General features: G+C 70.0%; 18 protein-coding genes. 11 read left to right on the top strand and 7 right to left on the bottom strand.

What is annotated here, in order from left to right:
- Positions 1-51 precede the first annotated feature (51 nt).
- Genes ABZ809_RS09255 through ABZ809_RS09245 form a run of 3 tightly spaced genes read left to right on the top strand, consistent with a single transcriptional unit; the run spans position 52 to position 3,315 of the window.
- Positions 52-1,275 (top strand): acyl-CoA dehydrogenase family protein, encoded by a 1,224-nt coding sequence (locus tag ABZ809_RS09255; protein ID WP_357561953.1) that lies wholly within the window; start codon positions 52-54, stop codon positions 1,273-1,275.
- On the top strand, positions 1,268-1,858 hold the full coding sequence (locus ABZ809_RS09250; RefSeq protein ID WP_357562091.1) for a methyltransferase domain-containing protein: 591 nt from the start codon (positions 1,268-1,270) through the stop codon (positions 1,856-1,858). The genes ABZ809_RS09255 and ABZ809_RS09250 overlap by 8 nt, the downstream gene beginning before the upstream one ends.
- A complete protein-coding gene (locus ABZ809_RS09245) occupies positions 1,858-3,315 on the top strand; it encodes an AMP-binding protein (RefSeq protein ID WP_357561952.1) in 1,458 nt (485 codons plus the stop codon). Before ABZ809_RS09250 ends, ABZ809_RS09245 begins: the two co-directional genes overlap by 1 nt.
- On the opposite strand, the gene ABZ809_RS09240 is transcribed toward ABZ809_RS09245, so the two are convergent.
- Positions 3,302-4,882, bottom strand: coding sequence for an amino acid adenylation domain-containing protein (locus tag ABZ809_RS09240; RefSeq protein ID WP_357562090.1), 1,581 nt, complete (start codon positions 4,880-4,882; stop codon positions 3,302-3,304). The genes ABZ809_RS09245 and ABZ809_RS09240 overlap by 14 nt on opposite strands.
- Before the next feature lie 285 nt (positions 4,883-5,167).
- Here ABZ809_RS09240 and ABZ809_RS09235 point away from each other — a divergent pair, with 285 nt between their 5' ends.
- The 3 genes from ABZ809_RS09235 to ABZ809_RS09225 are packed head-to-tail and all read left to right on the top strand — an operon-like array spanning position 5,168 to position 10,485.
- The gene (locus tag ABZ809_RS09235; RefSeq protein ID WP_357561951.1) at positions 5,168-6,988 is read left to right on the top strand and encodes an ABC transporter ATP-binding protein; all 1,821 of its coding nucleotides are present in this window, start codon (positions 5,168-5,170) and stop codon (positions 6,986-6,988) included.
- Positions 6,985-8,766 carry an ABC transporter ATP-binding protein gene (locus ABZ809_RS09230; RefSeq protein WP_357561950.1) on the top strand — a complete coding sequence of 594 codons (1,782 nt, stop codon included), beginning with the start codon at positions 6,985-6,987 and terminating at the stop codon, positions 8,764-8,766. The genes ABZ809_RS09235 and ABZ809_RS09230 overlap by 4 nt, the downstream gene beginning before the upstream one ends.
- Before the next feature lie 9 nt (positions 8,767-8,775).
- Complete coding sequence (locus ABZ809_RS09225; protein ID WP_357561949.1) at positions 8,776-10,485, top strand: condensation domain-containing protein; 1,710 nt, start codon at positions 8,776-8,778, stop codon at positions 10,483-10,485.
- Here ABZ809_RS09225 and ABZ809_RS09220 read toward each other — a convergent pair.
- Both ABZ809_RS09220 and ABZ809_RS09215 read right to left on the bottom strand, forming a co-directional pair.
- Positions 10,451-11,227, bottom strand: a complete 777-nt coding sequence (locus ABZ809_RS09220; protein ID WP_357561948.1) for a 5'/3'-nucleotidase SurE — start codon at positions 11,225-11,227, stop codon at positions 10,451-10,453. The genes ABZ809_RS09225 and ABZ809_RS09220 overlap by 35 nt on opposite strands.
- Positions 11,228-11,237: 10 nt before the next feature.
- A complete protein-coding gene (locus tag ABZ809_RS09215; RefSeq protein ID WP_357561947.1) occupies positions 11,238-11,492 on the bottom strand; it encodes an acyl carrier protein in 255 nt (84 codons plus the stop codon).
- A gap of 194 nt (positions 11,493-11,686) precedes the next feature.
- On the opposite strand from ABZ809_RS09215, the gene ABZ809_RS09210 reads away from it, so the two are divergent.
- Complete coding sequence (locus ABZ809_RS09210) at positions 11,687-12,049, top strand: metalloregulator ArsR/SmtB family transcription factor (RefSeq protein WP_357561946.1); 363 nt, start codon at positions 11,687-11,689, stop codon at positions 12,047-12,049.
- Complete coding sequence (locus ABZ809_RS09205; protein ID WP_357561945.1) at positions 12,046-12,525, top strand: SRPBCC family protein; 480 nt, start codon at positions 12,046-12,048, stop codon at positions 12,523-12,525. The genes ABZ809_RS09210 and ABZ809_RS09205 overlap by 4 nt, the downstream gene beginning before the upstream one ends.
- 94 nt (positions 12,526-12,619) lie before the next feature.
- On the opposite strand, the gene ABZ809_RS09200 is transcribed toward ABZ809_RS09205, so the two are convergent.
- On the bottom strand, positions 12,620-13,201 hold the full coding sequence (locus ABZ809_RS09200) for a GNAT family N-acetyltransferase (protein ID WP_357561944.1): 582 nt from the start codon (positions 13,199-13,201) through the stop codon (positions 12,620-12,622).
- 117 nt (positions 13,202-13,318) lie between these two features.
- On the opposite strand from ABZ809_RS09200, the gene ABZ809_RS09195 reads away from it, so the two are divergent.
- Complete coding sequence (locus ABZ809_RS09195) at positions 13,319-13,663, top strand: hypothetical protein (RefSeq protein ID WP_357561943.1); 345 nt, start codon at positions 13,319-13,321, stop codon at positions 13,661-13,663.
- Between the two features lie 47 nt (positions 13,664-13,710).
- Here ABZ809_RS09195 and ABZ809_RS09190 read toward each other — a convergent pair whose 3' ends face one another.
- The 3 genes from ABZ809_RS09190 to ABZ809_RS09180 all read right to left on the bottom strand — a co-directional run bounded on the left by ABZ809_RS09190 (position 13,711) and on the right by ABZ809_RS09180 (position 16,164).
- The gene (locus ABZ809_RS09190) at positions 13,711-14,445 is read right to left on the bottom strand and encodes an aminoglycoside phosphotransferase (RefSeq protein WP_357561942.1); all 735 of its coding nucleotides are present in this window, start codon (positions 14,443-14,445) and stop codon (positions 13,711-13,713) included.
- Between the two features lie 174 nt (positions 14,446-14,619).
- Positions 14,620-15,168 carry a nucleotidyltransferase family protein gene (locus ABZ809_RS09185; RefSeq protein WP_357561941.1) on the bottom strand — a complete coding sequence of 183 codons (549 nt, stop codon included), beginning with the start codon at positions 15,166-15,168 and terminating at the stop codon, positions 14,620-14,622.
- 225 nt (positions 15,169-15,393) lie between these two features.
- The gene (locus ABZ809_RS09180; protein WP_357561940.1) at positions 15,394-16,164 is read right to left on the bottom strand and encodes an SDR family oxidoreductase; all 771 of its coding nucleotides are present in this window, start codon (positions 16,162-16,164) and stop codon (positions 15,394-15,396) included.
- 419 nt (positions 16,165-16,583) lie between these two features.
- Between ABZ809_RS09180 and ABZ809_RS09175 the strand changes: the two genes are divergently transcribed.
- Both ABZ809_RS09175 and ABZ809_RS09170 read left to right on the top strand, forming a co-directional pair.
- Positions 16,584-17,492, top strand: coding sequence for a phosphotransferase (locus ABZ809_RS09175; protein WP_357561939.1), 909 nt, complete (start codon positions 16,584-16,586; stop codon positions 17,490-17,492).
- Positions 17,493-17,775: 283 nt separating this feature from the next.
- A complete protein-coding gene (locus ABZ809_RS09170; protein ID WP_357561938.1) occupies positions 17,776-17,952 on the top strand; it encodes a hypothetical protein in 177 nt (58 codons plus the stop codon).
- The last annotated feature ends 118 nt before the right edge of the window (positions 17,953-18,070 follow it).

Genomic DNA, 18,070 nt, shown 5'->3' with positions numbered 1-18,070 from the left:
CGCACTGGCGCACGTGTCCAGTGGCGGCAACAAGTCGAGTGGAGTCGATACGTGGTACGAGAACTCCGTCCCCGTACGGCAGCCGGTGACAAGGCTGCCCGGCTCGCGGAGGACGCCTCGGCGGCGCTGGCGGAACGCGCGTACGAGCACGACCGGAGCGCCACCTTCCCCGTCGACAACCTTCGCGACCTGGCCACCAGCGGGCTGCTCGGTGCGTGCGTGCCCGAGGAGTTGGGCGGGCTCGGCGTGGACACCCTGCACGACCTCACCGTGGTCGTGAACCGCCTCGGCCGGGCGGACGCCGGCATTGCCATCGCCGTGCACATGCAACTGGCCCGGGAGTGGTACTTCACCCGACGGTGGCAGCGGGAGCAGGACGCCGCCGAGCGGGACCGCCTCGCCACGGCCCTGCGGCAGATGGCCGACGGCACCGCGATCACCTGCGGGGCCACCTCCGAGGCCGGCACCGACCACGACCATGTCATGGCCGAGGCGACCCCGGTGGAGGGCGGTTACCTGCTGAACGGCCGCAAGATCTTCGTCACCATGTCGGCGGCGGCCACCGATTTCTACATCCGGCTCCGCGTCCTGACACCGGACGGCTACATGTTCGCCTCCGCCCACGTGCCACGGTCGGCTCCCGGGCTGACGGTGGTTCCCGGGTGGGACGCGCTCGGCATGCGTACCTCCGGCAGCAACGACGTCGTGCTCGACGACGTCTTCGTGCCGGCCGAAGCGCTCTCGCCCCGGGGCCAGTGGGGGGTGTGGAACGCCGCCACCCTCCAGGGCCGCACGGTCAGCAACATCGGGCTGCAAGGGGCCTACCTGGGCTGCGCCGAGGCGGCCCGGGACATGGCGGTGGCCCAGATCGGAAAGAAGCTGCGCGCCGGCCGGTCGGGCCCGTCAGGTCTGGTGCACGCCGTGGGCGAGCTCGACCTCAAACTGGCCACCGCCCGCGCCACGCTGCAAAGTGCCCTCGGCGTGGTCGACGAGGCATTGGCCGGCGAGGCCGATGCGGTGCCGGCGCCGGACGGGATGGAGATGATGGTCGCCTTCCAGTGCGCCAAGACCGCCGTGACCTCCACCGCCATCGACGTCGTCAACACCGCCATGACCCTGGTCGGCGGCGGCACCTACCTCTCGTCGCATCCGCTGTCCCGCATCTACCGGGACGTACGCGCCGGGCCCTTCATGCAGCCCCACGCCCCGTTGGAGGCCCTCGACTTCATCGGCAACGCCGCGCTGGGCCTCTTCTCGCAGGGTGTCGATGCTTGACGCCCGGCTGCGGCGGGCCCGCCGGGCCGCCTACGGCTGGCTGTTCGACCGCCTGTTGCGGGTCGACACCACCTCGGCCCCGGTCGGGTCCGTCGCCGACGGGGACCGTCGCGGCTACGAACCGTCCGAAGCCTGGCGACTGTCCCGCATCCTGCCGCCGGCGGAGGTCGGGCCCGACGACGTGTTCGTCGATGTCGGCACCGGAAAGGGGCGGGTGCTGCTGGTGGCGGCCCGGCGCTACCGGGCGCGCCGGATCATCGGCGTCGAGGTGGACCCCGAACTGCTGGCGGTGGCCCGCCGCAACGTCGCCCGGCTGCCTGCCCGGTCGGGCATCGAACTGGTCGGCGAGGACGTCAGCGCCTGGAAGATCCCGCCCGACGCGACGATCCTCTACCTGTTCAATCCGTTCGTCGGGCGGACGTTCGAGGAGTTCCTCGCTGGCGTGCTGCGCTCCCAGGCCGACCATCCACGCCGGATCCGGTTGGTGTACGCCAATCCGGTGATGCACGACGCGGTCCTGGCCGCGGGCTTCCGGATCGTCCGCACGCACCGCAAGCTCACGCTCTACACCCGAGAGGCCTGATGACCGCCGTGCGTACCATCGGACAACGCGTCGCCGACCTGGCCGAGGCACACCCCGAGCGGGCCGCCCTCGTGGCACTGTCCAGAAACGGCTCGGCGACGACGGTCGGATACCGCGAGTTGGACCGCCGGGCGAACCACTGCGCCGCCGTGCTGGCCCGACACGGACTCGGCGCGGGAGACGTGGTCGTGATCGCCCTGCCCAACGGAGTCGACCACGTGGTGGCCACGCTGGCCGGCTGGAAGCTCGGTGCGACCGTACTGCCACTCGATCCACGTTCCCCGGCCGGCGACACCGCGCAGATCCTCACGGACGTCGCACCGGCGCTCTTCGTCGGCGTACCCCGCCAGGAACTCCCGATCCGGGTGGTCGATCCGGTCGAGTGGGGCAGCGGGGAGTCGCACCACGCGCCTCCCGAACCGTCCGGCCCACCCCGCAGCGCGCTGGCGACCGGCGGCACGACGGGGCGGCCCAAGGTGGTGGTGCGACGTCGTCCCTGGACCTTCGATCCGGGCGCGCTGCCGTCACCGCACGACCGCGCCGTGGGGCTGACGGCCGGGCAGGTCCAGCTGGTCACCATGCCGTTGTTCCACGGCGGCTTCGGTGCCCTGCACCACGGGCTCGCGCTCGGGCACACGCTCGTGACCACCCCGATGTTCATCCCTCGGTTGGTGGCCGAGGCGATCGAACGGTACCGGGTCAACGTGCTGCGGCTGGTACCGACGATGATGCGGTTGCTGCTGGAACCCGGCGGGGTGCTCGGTCGTGACCTGTCGTCGGTCACCGCGCTGCACCACGGCACCGGGCCCTGCCCGCCAGAGGTCAAACTGGCCTGGCTGGACCTGCTGGGACCGGAACGGGTGTACGAGAGCTACGGTGCGCAGGAGCAGATCGGCTTCGTGTGGATCCGGGGAGACGAGTGGTTGCGCCATCCCGGCAGCGTCGGCCGGCCCGCTCCCGGCACGGTCGCCGTCGTCGTCGACGGTGAGCCGGCCGCGCCCGGTGTGGTCGGTGAGGTGTTCCTGCGTCCGGCGACGGCGAAGCAGCCGGAGTATCTGGGCAGCGGCCCGCAGTTGGTGGCCTGGCGGGACGAGTACCTCAGCGTGGGTGACCTCGGATACCTCGACGCCGACGGATACCTGTTCATAAAGGGACGGGTCCAGGAAACCATCAACGTCGGTGGGGCGAAGGTGTACCCGGCGGAGGTGGAGGCCGTGCTGACCAGCCATCCGGGGATCGCGGACGCCTGCGTGGTCGGCCGGACCCACCCGATCCGGGGTCAGGTGCCCCACGCTCTGGTGGTCCCGACCGACCCGGAACTGTCCCAGGCCGAGCTGGACGCATACTGCCGCGCCCGGTTGACGCTGCACAAGGTGCCCGCGTCGTACGAGTTCACCGCGACGTTGCCCCGTAACGACGCCGGCAAGCTCCGGCGCGGCACCGTCAGCGTGTCGTAGCTTCGCCCTTCGCGAGCACCTGCCGGTCGATCTTGCCGGTCGTGGTGCGGGGCAACGCCGCGTGCAGCTCGATCCGACTGGGCACCATGTAGTCCGGCAGCCTGTCCCGGCAGCCGGCGAGCAGGTCGGCGACGGTGACGTCCGGCCCGGCCACGACGTGCGCGACGATCCGGTGCCCGAGCAGCGGATCGGGAACGGCCACCGCGGCGCAGTCGGTGACCGTGGGATGGTGGTGCAACGCGCTCTCGACCTCACCCAGCTCGATCCGGTAGCCCCGGATCTTGACCTGGAGGTCGCGGCGGCCGAGGAACCGGTAGCCGGCGGGCTCGTGAAAGCTGACCAGGTCACCGGTGCGGTAGGCCAGCGCGCCGTCCCCCGATCGCGGATCGACGCCGAACACCGCCCCGGTACGCTCGTCGTCACCGAGGTAGCCGCGCATCACCGTCGGCCCCCGCACCCACAACTCGCCGGTCTCCCCCGGTTCGGCGATCCGGCCGTCGTCGGTCACCACGAAGGTGTCGACCCCACGGATGGGCAGGCCGATCGGCACCGGCCGGTCGTCGGATCCGTCCAGGTCGGTGACGTGGTGGAAGGTGCAGACGTTGGTCTCGGTCGGCCCGTAGAGATTGGTGAACCGGGCGTGTGGCAGCAATCCCGTCAGCCGCCGCAGCATCGGCGTCGGGAAGACCTCCCCGGCGAACAGGACGGTACGCAGACTCGGCAGGCCCTCCCGGGCGAGGCCACCCCGGGTCGCCAGCAGCACCAGCGCCGACGGCACCGAATACCAGACGGTGATCCCGCGGTCGCGGATGAAGCCGGCCAGTTCCACCGGGAACAGCATCGCCGACCGCGGGACGAGGTGCAGTGCCGCGCCCACCCGGGCGCTGGCGAACAGGTCCAGCACCGACAGGTCGAACTGCAACGGCGCGTGACTGGCGAACCGGTCGTCCGCCGACGGTCGCAGCTCGTCGACCACCCACTCGACGAATGCGAGCGCGTTACGGTGGGTCAGCATCACGCCCTTCGGCTTCCCGGTGGAGCCGGACGTGTAGAGCACGTACGCCAGTTCCAGTTCGGTCACCGCCCGTCCGACCCGGCCCGCATCGAGCGCCGCCAGGTCGGCGCTGCCGCACAGGGCGACGCCGTCCGGAGCCGCCGTCGACGGGGCGTCGCCGTCCAGGCACAGCAGCATCGACAGCGGCGCACCGGCGGCAACCAGGTCGGACCAGACGGCGGACTTGTGGTGGCTGGTCAACAACACCGCGATCCCGGCGTCGCGGGCAATGTAGCCGAGCCGCCGCGGTGGAGCGGACGGGTCGAGCGGAACGTAGGCCGCGCCCGCCTTGAGGATGCCGTAGAGGCCGACCACCGCCTCCAGTGACTTGTCCAGGTAGAGGCCGACCCGGTCGCCCCGGCGCACCCCGTGTCCGATGAGGTGGCGGGCGACCTGGTTCGCCCTGCGGTCGAGCTCGGCGTAACTGGCCCGCCGGTCCGCGTCGACGAGCGCTGTGGCGTTCGGCGTCGCGTCGGCCGCGGCCTCCAACAGGTCGTGCAGGACGTGAGGCATTGGCACGACAGCAGGATGCCACACGTCGCGTGCCCCGACCGTCGGCGTTGCCGGCACCATCGTTGCCCACGCCCGGCCCGCCCGGCGAGAGGATCCCGCATGACCGTCCCGGGTGGCGCGATCACCGGAACGGCCTGAGGCATTCACCGGCATTGACGCTGTTCGGCGTGCCTTACTAGGCTGCTCGCGATCATCTGCCGTGCAGAAAGTGGGCCAGTGCGCGTACCGTCACCGGCAAGCAGCATCCGGGCAGCTCTCAGCCGGTGGTGGCCGATAATTCGGCTGTTGCCCCGCGCGGGCCGCCGCACTCTCGCCGTCGCCGTCGTCCTGCAGGTCGTCTGTGGCGTCCTGCCGGTCGTCTTCGCGGTGTCGATCAGTGTCGTGTTGAGCCGGGTCCCGGAGGCGGTGGGCGTCGAGCTGACCTCGCCCGCCGGGCGGGGGCTCGCCGTGGGACTGGCCCTGGCCGCCGGTGCCGTCCTGGTCCAGCAGATGCTGGTGCCCGTACAGACCGCCGTCGGCGAACTGGTCACCCGCCGGGTCGACGGCTACTGCGCACAACTGCTGATGTCGGCGTGCGCCCGCGCCGACAGCATCGCGGCGCTGGAGGACCCGGCGGTGCAGGATCAGCTCAACGACATCCGTACCCCGTTGAAGTCGGACTGGTCCACTCCTGGCGGCGCCTGCGCGGGCTGGCTGGCACTCATCGCCCGGTACGCGCAACTGACCGCCGCCGTGGCCGTGGTGGCGGTTGTCTTCTCCCCCGTCGCGGCGGCGGTGTTGGGCATCGTGGCGCTGGTGATCAGGTTCGGGACCCGGGGCTCGCTGCGGCGGTTCGGCGACCTTAACGCGACTCTTGCCGGCAGCCGACGCCGCCTGCTCTACCTCTTCGAGCTGCTCACCGGTCCCTCGGCGGCGAAGGAACTGCGGTTGTTCGCCGCGCTGCCCTGGCTCCGCGACCGCTACCGGACCGAGTTCGTCGAACACCTCTCCATCGTCTGGGCCGGCCGGCGGCGGATCATGTTCGCGCCGTTCCTCCGACTGGCCGGCGTGGGCCTGCTCGGCGCCGGCGCGGTCCTTGCCAGCCTCGCCTGGAGCGGCGCGCACGGCCAGCTCACCCTGCTGCAACTCGTCGTCGCGATACAGGCCGTCCTCGTCCCGATCCGGTTCGGCGTCCACTTCCCGGAATCCGACGTGCAGACCATGTTCGGGCTCAACTCGCTGCGGGCGCTCGACCGGGTCGTCGCCGCCACCGGTGCAGGCTCAGGTGGCCCGGAGCAGAAGTTGGATGACACGGTGACGCTGATGCCGGCCCGGGAGATCCGGTTCGCCGGGGTCAGCTTCGGCTACCCGGGCAGCGACCGCGACGTTCTGCGGGGCGTCGACATCACCCTGCCCGCCGGTACGTCGACGGCGATCGTCGGCCTCAACGGCGCCGGCAAGACCACCCTGATCAAGCTCCTGACCAAGCTCTACCAGCCGGACAGCGGGCAGATCCTCGTCGACGGCCGGGACCTGACCGAACTGGACTCCCGGGCCTGGCAGCGCCGGCTGGCGGTGCTCTTCCAGGACTTCTCCCGGTACGAGCTGCCCGCCCGTGACAACATCGGCTTCGGCTCGGTAGAGCACCTGGACGACCTGGCGGCGATGCGCCGGGCGGCCGAACGCGCCGACGCCGCGGGGCTGCTCGACGCCCTGCCCGACGGGCTCGACACGACCCTGTCCCGGCGCTACCAGGGCGGCACCGACCTCTCCGGAGGTCAGTGGCAGCGGGTCGCGATGGCGCGGGCGCTGTTCGCCGTCGAACAGGGAGCGGGGGTGCTCGTCCTCGACGAGCCGACCGCGCAACTGGACGTGCGGACCGAGGCCGAGTACTTCCAGCGCGTACTGGCCCAGGCACAGGGGCTGACCACCGTCGTGATCTCACACCGCTTCTCCACCGTGCGGCACGCCGACCAGATCGTCGTGCTCGACGACGGCAGGATCGTCGAGCGCGGCAGCCATGCCGAGTTGATGGCGTCGGGCGGCCGGTACGCCGAACTGTTCCAGCTTCAGGCCCGCCAGTTCGCCGAGGAAGGCATCCGGCTCGAACCCGAGGTGGCCGCATGAGGTCGGTGGTCAGCGCGGCCAGCTTCCTGATCCGCTCGTCGCTGCGGGCGGACCGGCGGCGGCTGGCGGTGGGCAGCGTCCTGCTCCTGCTCGGCTACGCGGTGACCCCACTCGTGGCCCTGTGCCTCAAACTCCTCACCGACGCGGTGCTCGGGCACGAGGTCACCCCTGCGGTGCTGGCCGCCGTCGCGGTTGCCGCCCTGCTCATCGGCGAGCTGATGCTCGGTCACTTCGCCCACCTCTCCTACTTCGAGCTCGGCGAACGGCAGGAGGTGGCGCTACAGGAGGAGATCGGCGAACTGACCAACGGAGTCGCCGGCCTGTCTCCACACGAACAGCCCGAGCACGCGGACAAGGTGGCCCTGGTCCGTCGGGACACCTGGCAGCTACGGATGGTCCTGGAGTCGCTGCTTCGCGTCATCGGCCTGGCCGTCCAGGTCGCCCTCACCGCGATCCTGCTCGCCGAGATCAGCCCGTACCTCCTCCTGCTGCCACTGGCCGCGGTTCCGTCACTGCTGGCCGGGCGACGGGCCCAGCGGATCGTGGACGCGGCCCGGGAGGCGACCGCGCAGGACACCCGCCGGGCCGGGCACTACCTCGACGAAATCACCTCGGCCGCCAGCGTCAAGGAGGTCCGCATCGGTGGGCTGGCGGACGAGTTCGTCCGGCGGTACGGGCAGACCTGGTCCGGGGTCACCGACGTCCTGTGGCGGGCACAGTGGCGGTCCGCCCTGATCCGGTCGGGCGGTCAGGCCGTCTTCGCGCTCGCGTACGCGGGTGCCTGTCTCCACGTGGTGCTCCAAGCCGTCGACCAGCGGGCGGCCATCGGTGACGTGGTCCTCGTGATCGCGCTCGCCACCGCGGTGAGCAGCCAGGTCGGCAACGGCATCGAGCTGGTGCAGACCCTGCACGGTGCGGGCGCGATGGTGGAGCGGCTGCGCTGGTTGCGCGCGGCGGCCGGCGCCGACGGCCCGGCGGCACCGGCTGACCCACCCGAGCGGCTCACCGACGGCATCGTGCTGGACCGGGTCAGCTTCACCTATCCGGACACCCATGGGCCGGTCCTGCACGGGATCGACCTACGCATCCCGGCCGGGTCGACCGTCGCCGTCGTCGGTGAGAACGGGGCGGGCAAGAGCAGCCTGGTCAAACTCCTGTGCGGGTTCTACCAGCCGAACGAGGGGCGGATCCTGGTCGACGGCGTGGACCTCGCCACCCTGTCCACCGTCCGGTGGCGGTCCAGGATCACGGCGCTGTTCCAGGACTTCGCCCACATCGAGCTACGGCTGCGTGACACCGTCGGAGTGGGCCACCTGCCGGCCGTGGACGACGACCGGGCCATCGACACCGCGCTCGGCCGTGCCGGTGCCGCCGACCTGCCGCACCTCGTACCCGGGCAACTCGACGGCATCGTCGGCAAGACGTACGCCGACGGCGCCGAACTGTCCGGTGGCCAGTGGCAGCGGCTCGCCCTGGCTCGTACCCTGATGCGGACCGACCCGCTGGTGATGGTGCTCGACGAGCCCGCCTCGGCGTTGGACGCGACCGCCGAGGCGGAGCTGTTCGACGGATACCTGCGGTCGGCCCGGGAGGCCGCGCGCGCCTCGGGCGCGATCACCCTGTTCATCTCCCACCGGTTGTCCACGGTCCGCACGGCGGACCTGGCCATCGTGCTCGAAGCGGGCCGGGTGGTCGAGCAGGGCACACACGCCGAACTGATGGCTGCCCCGGGCAGCTACGCGGAACTGTTCCGCATGCAGGCAGACGCATACCGCTGAAGGAGTGCTGTGGACGGCGACCGTCAGGTCCAGGTGGGAATCGACGCTGGTGGCGAGCCGGTGACGGCCGCGTTGACCTGGGGCCAGCAGGCGATCTGGAAACCCATCCAGTGGTACGGCGACCAGAGCTCCTACTTCAACATGGCCACCATGTGCGAGCTGCCTGACGGCACGGAGCTGGCCGCGTTGCTCGACGTGCTGCGTCGGCTGACCGAAGCCCACCAGGGGCTGCGGACACACTACGTCAACAGCGACGACGGGCCGCGCCAGCAGGTCCAGCCGGCGGGCACACTCACCGTCGAACTGCGCGACTGCGAACGGGAGCAACTGGAGGAGACTGCCGCCGGCCTCTTCGACGAGCTACGGCTGCGGTGCTTCGACCACGCCCGGGAATGGCCGGTGCGCTTCGGTGTCGTACGCGTGGCGGGGCAGCCGCTCCGGCTGGTCATCGTGGCGTCGCACGTCTGTCTGGACAGCCGGTCGATGCGGCTGGTCACCGACGAGATCACCGCCATGCTCGAGGGAAAGCCCGCCGATCCGGGGCCCGAGGACCGGTGGCAGGCGGTGGACGAGGCGAACTACCAGCAGACGCCGGCCGGGTCGCGCCGTAGCGCCGCCGCGCTCGACTTCTGGCAGCGCACGTTGACGTCGATGCCGCACACCATGTTCGACTTCGCGCCGGCGCCGCCGGCGACGCCCCGGTTCCAGTCGCTGGGACTGAAGTCCGCCGCGCTGGCGGTGGCGGCCGACCGACTGGCGACCGCCGGGCGAATCTCCACCTCCAGCGTGCTGCTCGCCGGTGCCGCCGTGGCCCTGGCCACGATCAGCGGCCGGGACAGCAGCGCCCTGCAACTGATCGTCGGCAACCGGCACGACGATCTACGGCAGCGTCTGCTCGCACCGACCTCGCAGAACGGGATGTTCCACATCGACCTCGGCGACGGCGACTTCGCGGGGCTGGCCCGACGCTGCTACCGGGGTGGCCTGGACGCCTACCGGTTCGGCTACTACGACACCGCCGCGCTGGACGAGATGATCGCCTCGACCGGCCTTCAGCAGGGGGTACGACACGACCTGGCCGCGTACTTCAACGACATCCGCGGCGGTCAGGACCGGTGGGACGAGATCGACGGGGCAACGTTCACCCGCGCCGACGTCGAGCGGCTTCGCGAGCAGGGAGAGGAGGTCGTCATCGGCGCCTGGGACGTGCAGGACTGCAAGTTCTTCTTCAACGTCGACCGGGCACCAGGCCAGTGCCTGATCAGCGTGCTGACCGACACCGCCTACGTTCCGTCACCGATGGCGGTGCTACGCGGGGTGGAGAACCTGCTCATCGAGGCGGCGTACCGTCCCGTCGCCCTCGCCGAAGCGGCAGACCTGACCGGTCTCCGCCCGGCCGTACGAGGCGAGGACTGGTGGCCGATCGAGTCGGGTTGGATCCGGCCGCAGGCAATGGTCGAGGTGCTTCGCGCCGCCGCCGGTACGCAGGACGTGGCGGTGTTCCGTGCCGCGGACGGGCGACTCCTCGCCTTCGTCGTCGGTGACGGCGAGGTCGACGCGCTGCACCGCCGGGTGGTCGAACTGCTGGAGGACCGCACCGATGCCGTCGCGCCCCACCAGTACCACCTGTGTCCGCGCCGCCCGGAGGCGGGCGACGACCTCGACGCGTGGTCGGCCGTGGGGGTCACCCGCTCGGGATCGGGACGGATCGACGGGTGAGCTCGGCCTCGATGGCGGTGGCGGCGGCGTCATCGCCGGCCGCCTGGATGCCGAGCAGCGGCGTGACCACCACGTAACCGTTCTCGACCAGCCCCGCGTCGGTCGCCGGATCCAGCGGGAGCGTGGAGCCGGTGAGCCGCAGTTCGATCTCGTCGTCGCGTACCTCGGCGATCGTCGCGCGCGTCTGGCTGAACGCGGCGAGCCGTCCCCACCGGACGCCGCGCAGTCGTGACAGGGGCAGATCGGGCACGTTGACGTTGAGGACGGTGCGTTTGCGGGCCCCGGCCAGCCACGTCAGCGCGAGACCGGCGACCTGGGCCGCCGATTCGAGATTCTCCGGTCGACGTGCGTGCAGGCTCACCGCCAGGGCGGACATGCCCATCGAGGCACCGGTCAGCGCGGCACCGACGGTGCCGGAGTGCAGGATCGACCGGCCGGTGTTGGATCCCACGTTGATCCCGGCGACCACACACGTGGGCGGCGCGCCGAAAGCCCCCATCCGGGCCAGCATCACGGCGAGCGCGGGCGTCCCGTCCACGCCGACGAACGTGACCCCGTCGACGGTCGTACGCCGGATCGCGATCGGCCGGTCGACGGTCAGCCGCACCCCGGTGCCGGCGCCGCTGGCGTCCCCGATGGGGGCGACCACGGTGATGTCGTGGCCCGCGCCGGAGAGCGCGGCGGCGAGGACCGCCAGGCCAGGAGCGTCGATCCCGTCGTCATTGGTGACCAGTACCCGCACGGTCGGCCGATCAGCCGGCAGTCGGGTCAGCGGACGTGTCCCGATCGGCGACCAGAGTGGCGAACGAATCGACATCGGGTGCGTCGAAGATGTCGGTGACAGTCACCGTGACCGCGCACTCCTCCTGGACCAGCTCGACGATCTGGAGCAGCGCCAGGGAGTTGGCGCCCAGATCGAAGAAGTCCGCCGTAGGGTCGACGGATTCGATCTGAAGCACCCGCCTGACGATGCCCATGACCTGTTCATAGGGGCCCAGGTCGCTCATCTTCACCTCTACCGGCTGGCGTTTGACTCCGGGATCCTACCGGCTGCCCCGAGGGCGCAGCAACGATCACCGATTCGATGCGAAGCCGATGACGACCAGGTTCGAGCTGTCGCCGAAACGCGTCGGCGATCCACGCCGCCCGCACCCATGGAGCGACGTTGCCGAAAGCGTAACTTACTGGTTACGCTTCCGGCGTGGACGAGGTGGTGGCCGCGATCGCCGATCCGGTTCGGCGGGAGATCCTGCTGATGCTGCGCGACGAACCGCTCGCGGCCGGCCAGATCGCCGACCGGTTCGTGATCAGCCGGCCGGCCGTCAGCCGTCACCTGCGCGTGTTACGCGAGGCCGGCCTGGTACGCGACACGGCCGACGGACGCAGGCGTGTCTACACACTGGTCGCCGCGCCGCTCGACGAGCTGGCCGGGTGGCTGGGACGGCTGACACGCCCGTCCGGCTGGCAGCACCGCCTCGACGCGCTGGAGACCGAGGTCTACCGCGCCCGCCGCGAGCGGCAGACAGCCGCCGGGCGACACCCATCCCAGAAGGAGACCGCATGAGCCCGACACCCACCGGCCGGCTGATCGGCGACGACCTTGTGCTGACCCGCACATTCCGCGCTCCCGTGACTGACGTCTGGGCCAGCCTCACCGATCCGGCACGCACGGCGCGCTGGTTCGGCCCATGGCAGGGCGACGCCGCGCCGGGACGCACGATCAAGGTCCAGATGGCGTACGAGGAGGGCAGGCCCTGGATGGACATGGTTATCGACGCGTGCGAACCGCCACGTCGGCTGGCGGTTTCCGCGGTGGACGAGCACGGCAGCTGGCACCTGGAGATGATGCTGATTGAGAATGCGGGCGTGACCGAGCTTCGGTTCACCCAGCACCTGACCGGCACGGAGGGCGTCGGCGAGGTCGGACCGGGCTGGGAGTACTACCTGGACGCGTTGACCGCCTCGCACGACGGCCAGCCGGCGCCGAACTTCGACGACTACTACCCGGCGATGAGGGAGCACTTCGAAGCACAGCGATAGCAGCGCAGTCGGCGGCATCTGCCCGGTGTCGGCCCTCGACGCGGCGAGGCGGAGCACCCGGATGCCGGGCGAGGCCTCGCGAGGCAGCGGGGATTCAGCGGGCGGCTTCCGGCTCGGACGACGGCCGCCACTCCCGCCTGATCAGCCCGTAGACCCACGAGTCAGAGACCTCGCCGTTCACGACGCAGTCCTCCCGCAACGTCCCTTCACGCAGGAACCCGAGCTTCTCCAGCACCCGGGCAGACGCCGTGTTGCGTGTGTCGGTCTCCGCCTGGACGCGATTGAGGTCCAGCGTGTCGAATGCCCACCGCAGCACAGCCCGTGCGGCCTCCGTCGCGTAGCCGTGGCCCCACGCCGCATGGTCGAAGCAGTAGCCCAGCGATGCGCTGCGGTAGTCCGGGTTCCACCGCGTCAGGCTGCACCAGCCGATGAACGCCCCGTCGGACAAGCGATCCACGGCCAGCCGTGCCCCGGTGCCCCCTTCTGCCATCTGCCGGCACGCCGTGATGAACCGCTCGGAGCGCGCGCGGTCGCTCCACGGTGGCGCGTCCCAGTAGCGCAGCACGTAGGCGCTGCTGTGCAGCGCGAAGAGGTCGTCCGCATCCGCGTCGTGGAAGGGCCGCAGTCGAAGGCGAGAGGTGTGCAGCGTGGGGGTGGGCAGCGGCATGCCCGTCATGTTTTCTCCCGTGATCGGTGGCCGTTCCACCAGACGTCTGATGCGGTCAGAACAGTGGCGGAGCCGAAGCCGGGTACGGCTCGCAGGGCTCCCTCTGTGATCGCTAGGGTCGTCACCGTGAGCGGTGACCACGGCGGCGCTTGGACGCTACACCGGCGTGACGATGGCGCGGTACTTGCTGATCTCGTGGTGACCGGAGGCGACTTCCCGTGGCTGAACGCGCGTGTCGATCCGAGAGAGGGCCTCGCGGAAGTCCGGCCGCTGTTCGCCGAGGAATTGCGGCTCCTCGACGGCATCGATGAGGATGTCGAGTCCTGGGAACGGGCGTACGAGGCCGTCCGGAACGCCGTGACGCTTCGATACCCAGAGGGCCGGGAGGTTCCTGAGTTCCTTCTCCACATCGATGGCAACGAGGCGTGGTGGCGCTGGAGTGACGAGCCGTTCGACGAGCAAAATGCCTAGCCAGCGCGCCCGCTCGGTGGCAGATGCACGCACCCGGCCGCCAGAAGTCAGACCGCTCGAACCTCGGCAAGCCGCCTGACTGCGTACTCGTCGTCCCAGCAGACAGCGGCTTCCCATGCGGCCGACGCCTGCCAGGCGATGTCGAACGCACCGTCGTCGAGGCCGGCGGCGTTTTCGGGCAGCACGAGGTCGAGGTCGGGGACGTCGACGTGCGACTCGTCCCAGTCGATCAGCGCGACCTGACTCGCGGTCATGCGGACGTTGCCGGGGTTGTTGGGGTTGCCGTGGACGACGCATGTCTGACGTCCCGCGAGTCGCGCCCACGCTGCTCGGCATCGCGCAACGCTCTCAGGCGGCATCGCACCGAGGTCGATCTTCGTCCCGGTCTCGGCGTGCAGGAGGTCGGTCGACGACCGCCAGCCTGGGCGTTGCGGCCAGCCCCGCGTCAACCGATGCAACTCGCGGAGCGCACCGGCCACCCGACGCCAGTCGGCCTGCGTCTCGGGCGGCCCGCCATCCAGGTAGGTCATCACCACCAGACCGTCGGCGAACAGCCGGCCGTCCATCGTCGGGATCGGGACCGGCACGGTCAGGCCCTCACGGTCGAGGTGTTGGAGAAGCTCTGTCTCCCACGCAAGATCAGCGTCGCTCCTCGTGCCGAGACGACCGACCGCGCGGTGCCCGTTGACGCGCACGCTCCACACGTCGTTGGCGACTCCGCCAACGAGCGGTTCGATACGAGCGGCGTCCTCACCCCACTGCCTGAGTGCCTTCCACCCCACCGGCCATATCGTACGGGGTTCCGAACCCGTTGTTCTCGGCACGAGCGGTCGGCTGACTTGTCGGCTTCGCAGGCGCGGACCTGACCCTCGCTCAGCGGCAGATCCGGATTTGCCATGCCGTCCTGACCAGCACCATCAGCACCGAGTGGCTCTGACCGGCCTTTAGAACACGCCTCAGATCTCCAGCCGGAGTCCGGCCCATCGGTCGAGCCATCCCTTGGTCTCCACACGGCGCTGTACCTTTGCGCGGCCCGCTGCGTTGTCGAAGGCTGGAGAGGGGCGGACAACCATTCCCACAAGGTCCGCCAGCCCATGGCAGGACACCAGGCGAACAGAGTCACCCCGTAGCGTGACCGCGACGCACGTCGCCGTTTCGGGCCAGCGTGATATCGCGTCCAGTGCGGACGTGTAGGGCTCACCGCCACTGCGCAGATGCATCCGGGCCTGATTGCGGATCTCCCAGGGCACCCCAGGCAGGGCCACCATGGCCTGGGCTTCGGCGCTTGCGTCCTCGCGTGGCTCCAGCTTTTCCGGGTCGAAGTAGGCGACATCCACGTCGCGCTCCAGCGAGACCGGGAGGTTACTGATCGCGTCCCAGACGCGGTTACGTACGAAACCGGCACCGATCCACCAGTCCGGTAATCCAAGTTCGGCCGTAGCCCGAAGGATTCTCATCGCTCGCGGGTCTGACTCGATTACGCCCACAACGTCCTGCGCGCTCATGACCACCCTACGGACCCTAGACCAGCGGACGTCTGCACCGCTTGCGAGGCGAGGGCTGGGGGCAGCGCGAAACGTGCTCCGGCGCGATCATCACCGCGGACATCCGCTCATGCCGCGGACGGCGCGGATCGCAACCGTACGATTCGCGGCGGCGGCGACGGCTGGCGCGCCATGTAAGCAGCAGTAGTCGATGCCTTCGAGTACGAGGCCGTCTTCCTGCGGTCGCTACCTGCCGAGCACGGCGCCACCGTTGAGGCCGATGATCTGACCGGTCAGGTATCCGGCGCCGGCGGAGGCGATGTAGGTGATTGCCGCCGCAACGTCCGCTGGCGTCCCGGGGCGGCCGACAAGGGTGTCGGCGATCTTTTTGGCGACGAAGTCGGGAGTGTCCTGGCCATGGAAGATGTCGGTGTCCTGGATGTAACCGGGAGCCAGGACGTTCACCGTGATGCCGTCCTTGCCGAGTTGCCTGGCCAGCCCGAGAGCCCATCCGTGCAGCGCGGCTTTCGCCGCCGCGTACGATCCGGCCGAGTGCGTACCCGCGCCGCCCCGTTGGGCGGCCGCCGAGCTGATCATGATGAGCCTGCCGCCCGGTCGGGTCAGTTGGCCCAGCAGCGCGTTCGTGAGCAGCACCGCGGTGATGAGGTTGGTGTCCAGATCACGGCGCCAGGACGCGGCCAGGGCGTCGAGCCCTTCGCTGTCCGGCGGCGTGATGATCGCGCCGGCGTTGTTGACGAGCACGTCGACCTTGCCGAGTTCCGTGATGTGGTCCGCGGCGTGTTGCACCTGTGCCGGATCCGTCAGGTCGGCGACAAGCGGGATCACCAGGTTCGACCCGACCGTCTGGTTGATGTCCCTGCTGGCCTGACGCAGCAGCTCAGCACGTCGCCCGATGATCACCACCCGGTCGCCGTGGGCGGCGAAGGTGCTGGCGATCTCGCGGCCGATGCCCGTCGCGCCGCCGGAAACGACCGCCAGGCGTGACGAAGTGACCATGCTGGAACAGTAGCGAACCGCCGACCCGCCCCAGCCAACTCAACCCCCGCCGTGATGCCATCGCCGCACCTCCCCGTTGGATCACGACTGTGCGCGCTCATCGGCGCGTGTGCGCCGGCGGACCTGGATCAACGCCGGCATGGAGATACCCTCGTGCCTCTGTTGCAGGTGCTGTGGTGCCCGCTGGACCACCCCGAGGGGGCTACAACCCCGGTTACGGCTTTACTGGCGGCGCAGCATCGACGTCAGCCAGCCCTTGACCGTGGCCCCTCGAACGTCGGCAACCGACACGGCGCACCACGTTCGGCACGACAGATCGGCGCCGGACGTACGCGCTCAGATAGCGTTCGACGTAACCGGCGACTCGATGCCGCCGAGAATTGGCGGGCGCACAACGGGCGCCTTGACAGAATGCCAGGGTGATCAAGGCTTCGCTGCCTGGCTGGCTTCCCGACCTGGATGGCGCGATCGTCGGCGGCCAGTTGCTGCGCGGCTGGGCGCTCTCCGAAGTCTGGCGGATCCACCTTGACGGTGCCACCCGGAAATCGGTGATCGCCAAACGAGGCGTCGGCGAGCTGGCCGGCGAGGCGCGGCGTTACCACGAGTTGGTCGTTCCCCTCGGGATTCCCGCGCCGCAGTTGCTCACAGAGGGCGGCCCGGGGGTGATCGTCTTGGAGGACTTGGGCGGCGACAACCTCGAGGTACGCCCGACCGCCGAAGGCTACGAGGAGGCTGTTCGTGTCCTGGCCCGGATGCGCGCCGAGTCGGCCCTCCGCCTGGCTTCCGACCCGACGCTGGCCGCAGGTCTACGTCGGTCCACCGCCGATTTCATTGCGGTCGCGACCCGGGCCGACACGGCGATGACGGCCCTGCGCCCAGACCTGGCGGGCGCACTCGACGACCCGATCCGGGCGATGACCGCCCGTCTGCAACGGCTGTCCAGCGAACCCGCAACCATCGTGCACGGCGACTTCCAGGCCAAGAACCTGCTGCACACCCCCACTGGCGGAATCGTCACCGTCGACTGGTCGGACGCCTACGTGCAGTCGCATTTCGGCGACCTCTACCTGCTGCTGCGCGAGTGCCGCAAACAGGGCCAGATCGACAGCGTACGGATCGGTGCCCTGCCGGAGTTCTTTGCGCACGAAGCGGGAATCGATTCGCGTACGGTGACCGACCAGTTGGTGACCGGCGGCCTGTGCTGGACCATCTGCGCGCTGCGCTGGGTCGTGGAGATCGGCGTCTATGCGGCTCCGGTATCGCACGGGTGGATCGACGAACTGGTCACTGATCTTCGGGTGTTGGCCTCGCGTCACCGATCAGCTTGATTCTGGTGAACGGCAACGGCAAGGACGTCGCTCGAACGGAGCGTGCACGCTGCCGCGGGCTCCTTGCCGATCAGGTCGGCGCAGGGTGGGTTGGTAGAGCAGGCTGTGTCGTACTTTCGTTGACCTGGGAGGGCAACGTCAGCCGCACCTACACTTCTGGTGATCATGTGGCCCGGACGGGCCGCCCGGCAGACTGGAGAGCCCTGTGCCCGACTTGCTCCGTCGTCCCCGAGTCCGCAGTCTCGTTGCCGCCGGTGCGGTGGCCGGCGGTCTGGTGATCAGCATGGCCGCGCCTGCGCACGCCGACTACAGCAGCCCGCACTACTCGACCAAGACCAAGTGCAACGCGGCCCGACCGGCCTACGTCACCTCGTACACGTCCCCGGGGCCGTGCCAGGCATACATCTACAAGGACGGCACGGTGGCCTCCTGGGCGTTCACCGTGTACACCCGGTACTGAGACCTGACGGAAGGTGCCACCACAGCCGGTGTTCCACCCGACCGGCAGGGCACCGACAACGGGTGTTGGCCCTAACGCGCACGATGCGTGCACCGCGATGATTGAGCGGCTGACCCGG

It is taken from the genome of Micromonospora sp. NPDC047074 (genome assembly GCF_040643815.1).
GTDB lineage: Bacteria > Actinomycetota > Actinomycetes > Mycobacteriales > Micromonosporaceae > Micromonospora.
Note: the sequence above shows the minus strand (reverse complement) of the source record. Positions and strands in the feature narration are given on the sequence as shown.